Source organism: Streptomyces sp. NPDC006314, assembly GCF_040613075.1.
In the GTDB taxonomy this organism is placed as follows: Bacteria; Actinomycetota; Actinomycetes; order Streptomycetales; family Streptomycetaceae; genus Streptomyces.
Genome location: NZ_JBEXRL010000005.1, coordinates 18949 through 32152 on the forward strand (window position 1 = coordinate 18949; position 13204 = coordinate 32152).

The window sequence follows — 13204 nt, forward strand, 5'->3', positions numbered from 1 at the left end:
CCGCCCCCTTCCGTGCAGGGGCTGGGTGACTCTCCCAGCGTAGGCGCGCGCGGTCCGCTGCTCCCGCTCAGCCGCCGTACGCCCCGGAGGCCGTCAGCCGCAGCGCGGTGTCGATCAGTGGAACGTGGCTGAAGGCCTGCGGGAAGTTGCCGACCTGGCGCTGCAGGCGCGGGTCCCACTCCTCGGCGAGCAGACCGAGGTCGTTGCGCAGCGCGAGGAGCTTCTCGAACAGCCTACGGGCCTCGTCCACCCGGCCGATCATCGCCAGGTCGTCCGCCATCCAGAACGAGCAGGCCAGGAAGGCACCCTCGTCGCCGGGCAGGCCGTCGACGCCCTCGTCCTCGCCCTCCGTCGGGTAGCGCAGGATGAACCCGTCCGAGGTGGACAGCTCGCGCTGGATCGCCTCGATCGTGCCGATCACCCGCTTGTCGTCCGGTGGCAGGAAGCCCATCTGCGGAATCAGCAGCAGCGAGGCGTCCAGCTCCTGGGAGCCGTAGGACTGGGTGAAGGTGTTGCGCTCCTTGTCGTAGCCCTTCTCGCACACGTCCCGGTGGATGTCGTCGCGCAGCTCCTTCCAGCGCTCCAGCGGGCCGTCCGCGTCACCGGACTCGATCAGCTTGATGGTGCGGTCCACCGCCACCCAGGCCATCACCTTGGAGTGCACGAAGTGACGGCGCGGGCCGCGCACCTCCCAGATGCCCTCGTCCGGCTCCTGCCAGTGGTCCTCCAGGTAGCGGATCAGCTTCAGCTGGAGGAGGGAGGCGTAGTCGTTGCGGGCCAGACCGGTCATGTGGCCCAGGTGCAGGGCCTCGGTGACCTCGCCGTACACATCCAGCTGGAGCTGGTGCGCGGCGCCGTTGCCGACCCGGACCGGGGCGGAGCTCTCGTAGCCAGGCAGCCAGTCCAGCTCGGCCTCGCCCAGCTCGCGCTCGCCGGCGATGCCATACATGATCTGCAGGTTCTCCGGGTCGCCGGCGACCGCGCGCAACAGCCACTCACGCCAGGCGCGGGCCTCCTCGCGGTAGCCGGTGCGCAGCAGCGAGGACAGGGTGATCGCCGCGTCCCGCAGCCAGGTGTAGCGGTAGTCCCAGTTGCGCACACCCCCGATGTCCTCCGGCAGGGAGGTGGTGGGGGCCGCGACGATGCCGCCGGTGGGGGCGTACGTCAGCGCTTTCAGGGTGATCAGGGAGCGGACCACCGCCTCGCGGTACGGGCCGTGGTACGTACAGTGCTCGACCCACTCGCGCCAGAAGTCCTCGGTCGCCTCCAGCGAGGCCTCCGGCTCGGGCAGCGGCGGCGGCTCCTTGTGCGAGGGCTGCCACGAGATGGTGAACGCGATCCGGTCGCCCGGAGCGACGGTGAAGTCGGCGTAGGTGGTCAGCGACTTGCCGTAGGTCTCGGCCTCCGTGTCGAACCACACCGAGTCGGGACCGGCGACCGCCACCGTCCGGCCCTCGTGCCTGTGCACCCACGGCACGACCCGGCCGTAGGAGAACCGCATCCTGAGGGCCGAGCGCATCGGCACGCGCCCGGTGACGCCCTCCACGATCCGGATCAGCTGCGGGGCGCCGTCACGCGGGGGCATGAAATCGGTCACGCGGACGGTGCCGCGCGGGGTGTCCCACTCCGACTCCAGGATCAGCGAGTCGCCGCGGTAGCTTCGCCGGGCGGCGGTGGGAGGCTTGGCATCGACGGCGTGCGCCGGGCCGAGCCGCCAGAAGCCGTGCTCCTCGGTGCCCAGCAGGCCGGCGAAGACGGCATGCGAGTCGAAGCGGGGCAGGCACAGCCAGTCCACCGTGCCGTCCCGGCAGACCAGCGCGGCGGTCTGCATGTCTCCGATGAGTGCGTAGTCTTCGATGCGCCCGGCCACGTGCAACTCCAGTCGAACGGCCACGTCGCCCCCGCACAGGGGGCTGTCGCTAGTGCGGTCAAGGGGTCGTTGTTATGCGTCGTTGAGCTGTGAAGCAAAGCAGCCCGCCGAGCCCTGAGGCAACACGACAGTCCTTGCTCAACGAACTGCCGCGCTCTCGTTGTTCCGGGTGATGGTGGCGGGGGTGTGCCGTCGTTCCGGCCGGGCTCGGCAGCGAGTGTCCGAGCAGGATACGACGCACGTAGATGATGTGCGTGCCGCTCCGGACAACCTGTGTGGGCCGAACGAGTGAGCAGCGGGTGATAGCCCTGTGTACTCCACACACCCGTGCCGAGGCCAGTGCGGAGCGTGGCCGGAAGCCATCTCGTCCGGGCGCTGATACCCTGGTAGCCCGTGGACCGGTGGGAGACAAACCCCCGAACCGCAGCGACGGCACCCCCGGAAATCTCCGGGCGGGAAGCCGCCCGGCATCACAGACAGCGACCACGGGAGCCCCCTCTTGGCCATGCCGCCCAAATCCTCGACGACCAAGCACATCTTCGTCACCGGGGGTGTCGCCTCCTCTCTCGGCAAGGGCCTCACCGCCTCCAGCCTGGGCATGCTGCTCAAGGCCCGCGGTCTGCGCGTCGTCATGCAGAAGCTCGACCCGTACCTGAACGTCGACCCGGGCACGATGAACCCCTTCCAGCACGGTGAGGTGTTCGTCACCAACGACGGCGCCGAGACCGACCTGGACATCGGCCACTACGAGCGCTTCCTCGACCGGGACCTGGACGGCTCCGCCAACGTCACCACCGGTCAGGTCTACTCGACCGTGATCGCCAAGGAGCGGCGCGGCGAGTACCTGGGCGACACCGTGCAGGTCATCCCGCACATCACCAACGAGATCAAGCATCGCATCCGGCGCATGGCCACCGACGAGGTGGACGTCGTCATCACCGAGGTCGGCGGCACCGTCGGCGACATCGAGTCGCTGCCGTTCCTGGAGACCGTCCGCCAGGTCCGCCACGAGGTCGGCCGGGACAACGTCTTCGTGGTGCACATCTCGCTGCTGCCGTACATCGGCCCCTCCGGCGAGCTGAAGACCAAGCCGACCCAGCACTCCGTCGCCGCGCTGCGCAACATCGGTATCCAGCCCGACGCGATCGTGCTGCGCTGCGACCGAGAGGTCCCCACCGCCATCAAGCGCAAGATCTCCCTGATGTGCGACGTGGACGAAGCCGCGGTGGTCGCCTGCCCCGACGCCCGCTCGATCTACGACATCCCGAAGACCGTGCACGGCGAGGGCCTGGACGCCTACGTCGTCCGCAAGCTCGACCTGCCCTTCCGGGACGTCGACTGGACGACCTGGGACGACCTGCTCGACCGCGTCCACAACCCCGACCACGAGATCACCCTCGCCCTGGTCGGCAAGTACATCGACCTGCCCGACGCCTACCTGTCGGTCACCGAGGCGCTGCGCGCCGGAGGATTCGCCAACAAGGCCCGCGTCAAGATCAAGTGGGTCACCTCCGACGACTGCAAGACCCCGGCCGGCGCCAGGGCCCAGCTCGGGGACGTCGACGGCATCTGCATCCCGGGTGGTTTCGGTGACCGCGGTGTGCTCGGCAAGGTCGGCGCCATCCGCTACGCCCGTGAGAACAAGATCCCGCTGCTCGGCCTCTGCCTCGGCCTGCAGTGCATCGTGATCGAGGCCGCGCGCAACCTGGCCGACATCCCGGACGCGAACTCCACCGAGTTCGACCCGGCCACCGCCCACCCGGTCATCTCCACCATGGCCGAGCAGATGGACATCGTCGCCGGTGAGGGCGACATGGGCGGAACGATGCGCCTGGGCATGTACCCCGCCAAGCTGGCCGAGGGCTCGATCGTGCGTGAGGTGTACGACGGCAAGGAGTACGTCGAGGAGCGGCACCGCCACCGCTACGAGGTGAACAACGCCTACCGCGCGGAGCTGGAGAAGAAGGCGAACATCCTGTTCTCCGGCACCTCCCCGGACGGCAAGCTCGTCGAGTACGTGGAGTACCCGCGTGACGTCCACCCGTACCTGGTCGCCACGCAGGCGCACCCCGAGCTGCGCTCGCGGCCGACGCGTCCTCACCCGCTGTTCGCCGGCCTCGTGAAGGCCTCGGTCGAGCGGAAGAATTCCAAGTAACACACCGGTTGTACGGTGGCCGGGGTGCATACCTTCAAAGGTGGGCACCCCGGCTTTCGTATGGGCCGGTTTTTTACGCGCACGTGGAAGGACAGGGCATGACGATCAAGGACACCCCCGAGGGCTGGGAGATCCGGGCGACCGAGACCCCCTTCGTGGGCAACAAGACCTCCGTGCGCACGGACGACGTGGTCATGCCCGACGGCTCGGTGGTCCGCCGGGACTACCAGGTGCACCCGGGCTCGGTCGCCGTCCTCGCCCTGGACGAGGAGGACCGCGTCCTGCTGATCAACCAGTACCGCCACCCCGTGCGGCACAAGCTGTGGGAGATCCCGGCCGGCCTGCTCGACGTGCCCGGCGAGAACCCGCTGCACGCGGCCCAGCGGGAGCTGTACGAGGAGGCGCACGTCAAGGCCGGGGACTGGCGGGTGCTGACCGACGTCTACACCACCCCCGGCGGCTGCGACGAGGCCGTACGGATCTTCCTCGCCCGCGATCTGTCCGAGGCCGAGGGGGAGCGCTTCGAGGCGGAGCACGAGGAGACCGACATGGAGCACGCGCGCGTGCCGGCCGACGAGCTGGTGCGCCGGGTGCTGGCCGGTGACGTGCACAACAACTGCCTGGTGGTGGGCGTGCTGTCCCTGGTCGCCGCCCGCGGCGGGGACGGGCTGGACGCCCTGCGGCCCGCCGACGCGCCCTGGCCGGCGCGCCCGTTCGAGTCCTGAGCCACCCCGTCCGGCGTACTGGTGTGACCATCGCCTGATCCGATCGGGCGATGCGCCCGCCGCGCTCCTCACGGAACGTCGCAGAGCGTGAACTAGGCTCTGGAAAACGCCCGTACCGGAAGATCCGGCGGGCTTGCGCGTGCGGTGGGACGGGAGTGTGGCCCGTGACGGATCAGGCGGTGGACACAGACGATGTGCGGCTGTCCGCACACCCGGCCGCGAACGGTCATTTCCTGGGCCGCACGCGGGAGTTGAAGGAGCTGCGTGCCGACATCGAGCGCGCGGGCCTGGACACCCTCTCCGGCCGCAAGGTGCCCCGCGCGCGTGTGCTGCTCATCGCCGGCCGCCCCGGTTCCGGCCGGACCGCGCTCGCCGAGGAACTCGTCCGGCAGGTCGCCGAGCGTTACCCCGACGGGGTGCTGCGGGCCCGGCTCAGCGAACCCGACGGCACTCCCGTCCCGGTCGAGCGCACCGCCCGCGAGCTGCTCGCCGCGCTGGATCTGCCCGCCCCGGCCGGGGCCGCCGAGGACGAGCTGACCGAGGCGCTGCGCACGGCCCTCGCCGGCCGGCGGGCGCTGCTCCTGCTGGACGACGCGGCCGGCACCGACCAGGTCGACGCGCTGCTCCCGGAAGCCCCCGACTGCCTGGTGGTGGCCGTCTCCGGTGGCCCGCTCACCGGTATCGCCGACGTCCGCCCCTGCACCCTGGGCGGTCTCGACACCAAGTCCGCGGTGGAACTGCTCACCGGTTTCACCGGCTCGGTCCGCGTCACCGTCGACCCGCGCTCCGCGGAGACCCTGGTCGAGGCCTGCGGCGGCCACCCGGCCGCACTGGTCCTGGCCGGCGGCTGGCTTGCCGCGCGCCCCCAGGCCGCCGTCTCCGACCTCGCCAAACGGCTGCGCGCCGGCACCGACGACAGCAACGACGGCACCCCGCTGGCCCGCGTCCTCCGGCTCGTGTACGCCCAGCTGCCCGGCTCGGCCGCCCGGCTACTGCGCCTGCTCTCCCTCGCCCCGGCCGGCCTGGTCGACCCGCACACCGCCTCGTCCCTCGCCGGCTGCTCGGTCGACGCCGCCCGCGCCATCCTGGACGACCTCGTCGCCCTCGGCCTGCTGCGCGCGATGGACTCCCCGCTGCCCCAGTACGACGTCCCCGGCTGCCTGCACCCGCTCCTGCGCGCCCTCGCCGAGAGCCAGGAACGGCCCGCGGAGCTGCAGCTGGCCCGGGCCCGGATGCTGGAGCGGACGGTACGGCTCCTGCAGTCCTGCCGGGCGATCACCGAGACGGACAGCCCACAGGCCCGGGAGAAGCTGAGCGCGATGCCCCGCGAGGTGCGCTTCCCGACCCCCAGGGCCGCCGCCGACTGGCTGCGCATCCGGCGGCCCGCCCTGCTGGCCTCCGCGCGTCTCGCGGTGGCCGACGGAGAGCTGGACACCCTGGCCAGGCGGCTGCTGTCACAGCTGGTCAGGGCCATCGTGGCGCACGTCGGCACCCAGGCCGCGGCCCCCGATCTGTACGGCGTCCACGGCCTCGTGCTCGATGTCGCCGAGCGCCGCGGCCTGCCCCGGGAGAAGGCCGCGGCCCTGCTGAACCTGGGCGATCTGGACGCGCAGACCGGCCGTACCCGGGACGCGCTGGCCCGCTACCGGGCCGCGCTGGACGCCGGACGCGAGGCACACGACCCGTACGCGACCGGCCGCGCGATGGAATCCGTAGGCGGCGCGTACCAGGAGCTGGGGGACTACGACCGGGCCGCCGACTGGTTCGGCCGGGCACTGGCCGAGCGGCTGGCCCGGGGCGAGCGTGGACAGGCGGCCCGGCTGTACGGCCGGATCGCCACCGCCCACACCTACGCGGGCCGCTACGGCGAGGCGCTCAGGAACTGGCGGGCCGCCGTCGCCTGCCACCGCAAGGGCGGCGATGTCCCCGCCCACGCGCGGGCGTTGAGCGAACTGGCCCGGGTGCAGGAGTACGCGGGGCGGCCCGAGGAGTCGCTGCGCACCTGCCGGGAGGCGGTGGAGTGGGCGCGGCGCGCCGAGGACGCCCGCCTGCAGGCCGCGCTCCAGCTGCGGCTGGCCGACACCCTGGAGCGCCTCGGCGACCCCGCGTCGGCCCACCTGCACCGCGCGGCGGCCGCGCGCATGCTGGAGGAGGAGCCACCGGAGAGTGACGAACGGCTGGAAGGCGACGTGAGTGCCTGCGAAATCCGCAGTACATCCAACGAAGATTGATGCAATGAAAGGCTAGACAGTCGGAACGCCTTCATTAAACTGGCTCTGCCGCACGTTCTCCTGCGGTGTCTCCCGGTGTGCCCATGCATGCCTGGGTATGTCACGCAATGACACCCCCCATACCCTCTGAGCCAAGGACCGTGATCGACGTGAAGGTCGGCATCCCCCGCGAGGTCAAGAACAACGAGTTCCGGGTGGCCATCACCCCCGCCGGCGTGCACGAGCTGGTGCGCAACGGCCACCAGGTCGTCATCGAGCGGGGTGCCGGTCTCGGCTCCTCGATCACGGACGAGGAGTACGTCTCCGCCGGTGCCGCCCTCCTCGACACCGCCGACGAGGTGTGGGCCACCGCCGACCTGCTGCTGAAGGTCAAGGAGCCCATCGCGGAGGAGTACCACCGCCTCCGCAAGGACCAGACCCTCTTCACCTACCTGCACCTGGCCGCCTCCAAGGAGTGCACGGACGCGCTCATCGAGTCCGGCACCACGGCCATCGCCTACGAGACGGTGGAGCTGCCGAACCGCGCGCTGCCGCTGCTCGCCCCGATGTCCGAGGTCGCGGGCCGCCTGGCCCCGCAGGTCGGCGCCTACCACCTGATGCGCGCGGCCGGCGGCCGTGGCGTGCTGCCGGGCGGCGTCCCGGGCGTGACCCCGGCCAAGGCCGTGGTCATCGGCGGCGGTGTCTCCGGCTGGAACGCCACCCAGGTCGCCGTCGGCATGGGCTTCGACGTGACCCTGCTCGACCGCGACATCAACAAGCTGCGCGAGGCCGACAAGATCTTCGGTACGAAGGTCAAGGCGATCATGTCCAACTCCTTCGAGCTGGAGAAGGCCGTCCTCGACGCCGACCTCGTCATCGGCGCGGTCCTCATCCCGGGCGCCAAGGCCCCGAAGCTGGTCACCAACGAGCTGGTGTCCCGCATGAAGCCCGGAAGTGTCCTTGTCGACATCGCGATCGACCAGGGCGGCTGCTTCGAGGACTCCCGTCCCACCACGCACGCCGAGCCGACCTTCCGCGTGCACAACTCGGTCTTCTACTGCGTCGCCAATATGCCGGGCGCGGTACCGAACACCTCCACCAACGCCCTCACCAACGCCACGCTGCCGTACATCGTCTCGCTGGCCAACAACGGCTGGGTGGAGGCGCTGCGCCGCGACCCCGCGCTCGCCAAGGGTCTCAACACCCATGACGGCAAGGTCGTTTACAGGGAGGTCGCCGAGGCGCACGGCCTGGAGCACGTCGAGCTGGACTCGCTGCTCGGCTGACCCCTGTGACCTGGTGAGTCGCTAAGTCGCCCACCGGCAAAAGGTGATTCGTCAACACGACTCGTCAACATCGCGCGTCCGGCCGGACCTTGCCCGACAAGGTCCGGCCGGGTGTGTGTATGGTCACTTTGCGACTCTCGGTCAACTCGCCTCGAACGTGACCCTTCGACCGATTCGCACACCGGTGAAACCTGCTGCGCGACGGCCGTACGCCCTTGACAGCGAGATGTTTCATTGCCGACACATCCTGCCGGGTCCAGCGGATTGTGTTGCTGCGGACCGCTGACACGCCATAGAGTCGCCAACCGTCGGCATGGTGCCACGCTGACCTTGTCTAGAAGTTTCCTGGTCACCAAGGAGGTAAGACGACTTGTGAATGAGTCGACATTTTCTCCCGGGGGTGGTCAACCAGGAATGCCGGTACGGGGCCAGGACCCCACGGGATTCGAGGCTGTCGGCTCCGTAGCTGTGCGCACCTTCGCAGCCCACCAGAGTCCGGGGCCGCAACCGGCCCGGACAGCACACCAGAGCATGGATGGCCATCACGTGAACGCCATGGCCGGCGACGGAAGTGGCGCGCCCCACAACCAATTCGCCGACTACGACGAACTGCCCGAGGGGCACTTCTACGACCCCGACGCCGAGTACGAGCCCGATCCCGAGTACGCGGCCACGCTCGCGCCCGACGCTGCCCGCCAGCGCCGTGAGCGCGTCGGTCCGACCGGACGCCCGCTGCCGTACTTCCCGATCCCGGGCCCGCTGACCGACCACGGCCCCGCGAAGATCATCGCGATGTGCAACCAGAAGGGCGGCGTCGGCAAGACGACGTCGACCATCAACCTGGGTGCCGCGCTCGCGGAGTACGGCCGGCGCGTGCTGCTCGTGGACTTCGACCCGCAGGGCGCGCTGTCGGTCGGTCTCGGCGTCAACCCCATGGAGCTGGACCTCACCGTCTACAACCTGCTCATGGAGCGGGGCATGTCCGCGGACGAGGTGCTCCTCAAGACGGCGGTCCCCAACATGGACCTGCTGCCCTCCAACATCGACCTGTCGGCCGCCGAGGTCCAGCTGGTCTCCGAGGTCGCCCGCGAGTCGACGCTGCAGCGCGCCCTCAAGCCGCTGATGGACGACTACGACTACATCGTGATCGACTGCCAGCCCTCGCTCGGCCTGCTCACGGTCAACGCGCTGACGGCCGCGCACAAGGTGATCGTGCCGCTGGAGTGCGAGTTCTTCGCCCTGCGCGGTGTGGCCCTGCTGACCGAGACCATCGAGAAGGTCCAGGAGCGGCTCAACCCCGAGCTGGAACTGGACGGCATCCTCGCCACGATGTACGACTCGCGCACCGTGCACAGCCGTGAGGTGCTCGCGCGTGTCGTCGAGGCGTTCGACGACCACGTCTACCACACGGTCATCGGGCGCACGGTCCGCTTCCCGGAGACCACGGTCGCCGGTGAGCCGATCACCACGTACGCCTCCAACTCCGTCGGTGCCGCCGCCTATCGCCAGCTCGCCAGGGAGGTGCTCGCCCGGTGTCACGCCGAGTGAGTCTGCCCGGGGCCGACGAACTGTTCCGTACGACGGGGGGGACGGCGCTCCAGCCGTCCAGTCCCCGGCGCGGGACCAACGGTGAGGCCCGGGTGCCGGCTCCCGCGGGGGAGAGCGACGATGTGGCCGCCGCCGAGGACGCACCCCAGGCGGTGCCCGTCCAGGGCGGTGACGGAGAGGGCGCGGAGCATGCCGCGGCGGAGGCCGGACAGGCCGAGGCCGGCGAGTCCCGCACCCGCCCGGCGCGCCGGCAGGCGGCGCAGGAAGGTTCTGCCGCGGCCCAGCCGCGCAAGCGCGGGCGGGCGGCGTCCCGGCGGCCCAGCGGGCGTGAGCGGCACGACGAGAAGATCACGGTGTACGTGTCGGCCGAGGAGCTGATGGACCTGGAGCACGCCCGTCTCGTGCTCCGCGGCGAGCACGGTCTGGCCGTCGACCGCGGTCGGATCGTCCGCGAGGCGGTGGCCGTGGTCCTGGCCGACCTGGAGTCCCGCGGGGACGCGAGCATCCTCGTACGACGGCTGCGCGGGCGGTAGCGGTAGCCTGCGGGGGCCATGACCTCGAACGACGTTCCCGCACCTGCCCCCGGCGCCGGCGCCGGTCGCCGGCGTGCGCTGGGGCGGGGGCCGGGGGCTCCGCGGGTGGCTCCGCCGGTTGAGCCGGCTGTGGAGGTTCCGGAGCCGGCGCCGGAGGTCGCCGGGCCCGCGACTCCCGAGATCGTGGTCCCGGAACCCGAAGCCGCTGAACCAGAGCCGGAGCCGGAGCCCGAACCAGAGCCGGAGCCGGAGCCCGAACCGTCCCCCGGTGACCCGGCCCCGTCCGACGGCGTCTTCAAGGTCCGCCTCGCCAACTTCGAGGGCCCCTTCGACCTCCTCCTCCAGCTGATCTCCAAGCACAAGCTGGACGTCACCGAGGTCGCCCTGTCCCGGGTCACCGACGAGTTCATGGCGCACATCCGGGCCATGGGGCCGGACTGGGACCTGGACCAGACGACCGAGTTCCTGGTCGTGGCCGCCACCCTGCTCGACCTGAAGGCGGCCCGGCTGCTGCCCGCCGCCGAGGTCGAGGACGAGGCCGACCTCGCGCTGCTGGAGGCGCGGGACCTGCTGTTCGCGCGGCTGCTCCAGTACCGCGCCTACAAGCGGATCGCGGACATCTTCAACGAGCGCCTCGACGAGGAGGCCCGCCGCTGGCCCCGTACCGTCGGCCTGGAACCCGAGCACGCCGAGCTGCTGCCCGAGGTCGTCATCAGCATCGGCCCCGAGGGCTTCGCCAGGCTCGCGGTCAAGGCGATGCAGCCCAAGCCCAAGCCGCAGGTCTACGTCGACCACATCCACGCCCCGCTGGTCAGTGTCCAGGAGCAGGCGGGGATCGTGGTGGCACGGCTGAAGGAGCTGGGCGAGGCGAGCTTCCGGGCTCTCGTCGAGGACACCGACGACACCCTGACCGTCGTGGCGCGGTTCCTCGCGCTGCTGGAGCTGTACCGGGAGAAGGCCGTCGCCCTGGAGCAGGAGGCCGCGCTCGGGGAGCTGACCGTGCGCTGGACGGGCGGCGACACGGACGCGGCGCCGATGGTCACCGACGAGTTCGACCGGCCGCCCGAGGAGCCCAAGGAGGACGAGAAGGCATGAGCGAGGAGACAGCGGAACGGCCCGGGGGGCTCCATGCCGTCGCCGGCCTCGACCTCAAGCCCGCCCTGGAGGCGATGCTCATGGTCGTGGACGAGCCCGCGACCGAGGAGCACCTGGCCAGGATCCTCGAGCGGCCCAGGCGGCAGATCGCGGACGCGCTGCGCGAGCTGGCCGACGAGTACACCGTGCAGGGCCGCGGCTTCGAGCTGCGCTTCGTCGCGGGCGGCTGGCGTTTCTACACCCGTGCCGCGTACGCGCCCGCCGTCGAGCGGCTCGTCCTGGACGGCCAGACGGCGCGCCTCACCCAGGCCGCGCTGGAGACGCTCGCGGTCGTCGCCTACCGCCAGCCGGTCAGCCGCAGCCGCGTCTCCGTGGTGCGCGGAGTCAACTGCGACGGCGTCATGCGCACCCTCCTGCAGCGCGGTCTGGTCGAGGAGGCGGGCACGGAACCCGAAACAGGTGCGATCCTGTACAGGACGACGAACTACTTCCTGGAGCGGATGGGCCTGCGCGGCCTGGACGAACTCCCGGAACTCGCGCCCTTCCTCCCGGAGGCGGAGGCGATCGAGGCCGAGACCCAGGAGGGAGTCCCGTCGTTCGACCCGGACGCGCCCGACGCGCCCGGCGGTCAGGACGCAGACGACTAAGACGGAAACCTTGATGCGAAGCAGCGGCAGCGGCAAGAGCGGCGGGCGCGGTAACTACCGCGGTGCCGGCAACGACAGGGACCAGAAGCAGGGGCAGGGTCGTCCCCGCAAGCCCCGCCCCGAGGAGCGCCGCTACGACGTGGGCCCCGGGGCCACCAAGGACGGCCCCAAGGCCGGACGCGGCGGTGCCGCGCGGGGTGGCGCCAAGGGCGGGCCCAAGAAGCCCCAGCAGAGCGGCCGTACGGCCCCCGCGCGCTCCCGCGAGTACGAGACGCGGGTGGAGGAGCGCAACCGGGAGCGGTACGCGGGCAAGAAGGACGTCAAGCTGCCCAAGACCTTCCCGGGCGCCGAGCAGGAGGGCGAGCGGCTGCAGAAGGTCCTCGCGCGCGCCGGCTACGGCTCCCGGCGCGCCTGCGAGGAGCTGATCGAGCAGGCCCGTGTGGAGGTCAACGGTGAGATCGTGCTCGAGCAGGGCCGCCGCGTGGACCCCGAGAAGGACGAGGTCAAGGTCGACGGCCTGACGGTCGCGACCCAGTCGTACCAGTTCTTCTCGCTGAACAAGCCCGCCGGTGTCGTCTCCACCATGGAGGACCCGGAGGGCCGTCAGTGCCTCGGGGACTACGTCACCAACCGTGAGACGCGGCTCTTCCACGTCGGCCGGCTGGACACCGAGACCGAGGGGGTCATCCTGCTCACCAACCACGGCGAGCTGGCGCACCGCCTCACGCACCCGAAGTACGGCGTGAAGAAGACCTACCTCGCGCACATCGTCGGCCCGATCCCGCGTGATCTCGGCAAGCGTCTGAAGGACGGCATCCAGCTGGAGGACGGTTACGCGCGCGCGGACCACTTCCGGGTCGTGGAGCAGACCGGCAAGAACTACCTGGTCGAGGTGACCCTGCACGAGGGCCGCAAGCACATCGTGCGGCGCATGCTCGCCGAGGCCGGATTCCCGGTCGACAAGCTGGTGCGCACCGCCTTCGGGCCGATCACCCTGGGCGACCAGAAGTCCGGCTGGCTGCGGCGCCTGTCGAACACCGAGGTCGGCATGCTGATGAACGAAGTCGATCTCTAGAACGCACTTGCCGTGATCGCCACCCCCCTTTATTGTCAAGGTGACGATAAAAGGGGATGG

The 13204-nt window shown here is 70.7% G+C and carries 10 protein-coding genes; 9 read left to right on the forward strand and 1 reads right to left on the reverse strand.

Annotation, left to right across the window (positions count from 1 at the left end; genetic code table 11):
• Window positions 1-67: 67 nt before the first annotated feature.
• On the reverse strand, window positions 68-1870 hold the full coding sequence (locus ABZ079_RS10450; protein WP_356939402.1) for a glycoside hydrolase family 15 protein: 1803 nt from the start codon (window positions 1868-1870) through the stop codon (window positions 68-70).
• Window positions 1871-2375: 505 nt separating this feature from the next.
• Here ABZ079_RS10450 and ABZ079_RS10455 point away from each other — a divergent pair.
• The 9 genes from ABZ079_RS10455 to ABZ079_RS10495 all read left to right on the forward strand — a co-directional run bounded on the left by ABZ079_RS10455 (window position 2376) and on the right by ABZ079_RS10495 (window position 13144).
• Window positions 2376-4025, forward strand: coding sequence for a CTP synthase (locus ABZ079_RS10455; RefSeq protein WP_356939019.1), 1650 nt, complete (start codon window positions 2376-2378; stop codon window positions 4023-4025).
• Window positions 4026-4123: 98 nt separating this feature from the next.
• Window positions 4124-4750 (forward strand): NUDIX hydrolase, encoded by a 627-nt coding sequence (locus tag ABZ079_RS10460; RefSeq protein WP_356939020.1) that lies wholly within the window; start codon window positions 4124-4126, stop codon window positions 4748-4750.
• A 164-nt stretch (window positions 4751-4914) separates the two neighbouring features.
• Complete coding sequence (locus ABZ079_RS10465) at window positions 4915-6981, forward strand: tetratricopeptide repeat protein (protein WP_356939021.1); 2067 nt, start codon at window positions 4915-4917, stop codon at window positions 6979-6981.
• 140 nt (window positions 6982-7121) lie between these two features.
• Window positions 7122-8246 carry an alanine dehydrogenase gene (gene ald, locus ABZ079_RS10470; RefSeq protein WP_356939022.1) on the forward strand — a complete coding sequence of 375 codons (1125 nt, stop codon included), beginning with the start codon at window positions 7122-7124 and terminating at the stop codon, window positions 8244-8246.
• Window positions 8247-8660: 414 nt separating this feature from the next.
• Window positions 8661-9794 (forward strand): ParA family protein, encoded by a 1134-nt coding sequence (locus ABZ079_RS10475; protein WP_356939023.1) that lies wholly within the window; start codon window positions 8661-8663, stop codon window positions 9792-9794.
• Window positions 9779-10327, forward strand: coding sequence for a hypothetical protein (locus ABZ079_RS10480; RefSeq protein WP_356939024.1), 549 nt, complete (start codon window positions 9779-9781; stop codon window positions 10325-10327). The genes ABZ079_RS10475 and ABZ079_RS10480 overlap by 16 nt, the downstream gene beginning before the upstream one ends.
• Before the next feature lie 18 nt (window positions 10328-10345).
• Complete coding sequence (locus ABZ079_RS10485) at window positions 10346-11422, forward strand: segregation/condensation protein A (RefSeq protein ID WP_356939025.1); 1077 nt, start codon at window positions 10346-10348, stop codon at window positions 11420-11422.
• Window positions 11419-12069: an SMC-Scp complex subunit ScpB gene (gene scpB, locus ABZ079_RS10490; protein WP_356939026.1), complete on the forward strand. Its 651-nt coding sequence runs from the start codon at window positions 11419-11421 to the stop codon at window positions 12067-12069. The genes ABZ079_RS10485 and scpB overlap by 4 nt, the downstream gene beginning before the upstream one ends.
• 13 nt (window positions 12070-12082) lie before the next feature.
• Complete coding sequence (locus ABZ079_RS10495; RefSeq protein ID WP_356939027.1) at window positions 12083-13144, forward strand: pseudouridine synthase; 1062 nt, start codon at window positions 12083-12085, stop codon at window positions 13142-13144.
• The last annotated feature ends 60 nt before the right edge of the window (window positions 13145-13204 follow it).

Bases quoted from the DNA above. Each gene is read 5' to 3' on its own strand.
- ABZ079_RS10455 (WP_356939019.1), top strand. From the start codon at position 2,376: ATGCCGCCCAAATCCTCGACGACCAAGCACATCTTCGTCACCGGGGGT.
- ABZ079_RS10460 (WP_356939020.1), top strand. From the start codon at position 4,124: ATGACGATCAAGGACACCCCCGAGGGCTGGGAGATCCGGGCGACCGAG.
- ABZ079_RS10475 (WP_356939023.1), top strand. From the start codon at position 8,661: ATGCCGGTACGGGGCCAGGACCCCACGGGATTCGAGGCTGTCGGCTCC.
- ABZ079_RS10485 (WP_356939025.1), top strand. From the start codon at position 10,346: ATGACCTCGAACGACGTTCCCGCACCTGCCCCCGGCGCCGGCGCCGGT.
- scpB (WP_356939026.1), top strand. From the start codon at position 11,419: ATGAGCGAGGAGACAGCGGAACGGCCCGGGGGGCTCCATGCCGTCGCC.
- ABZ079_RS10495 (WP_356939027.1), top strand. From the start codon at position 12,083: ATGCGAAGCAGCGGCAGCGGCAAGAGCGGCGGGCGCGGTAACTACCGC.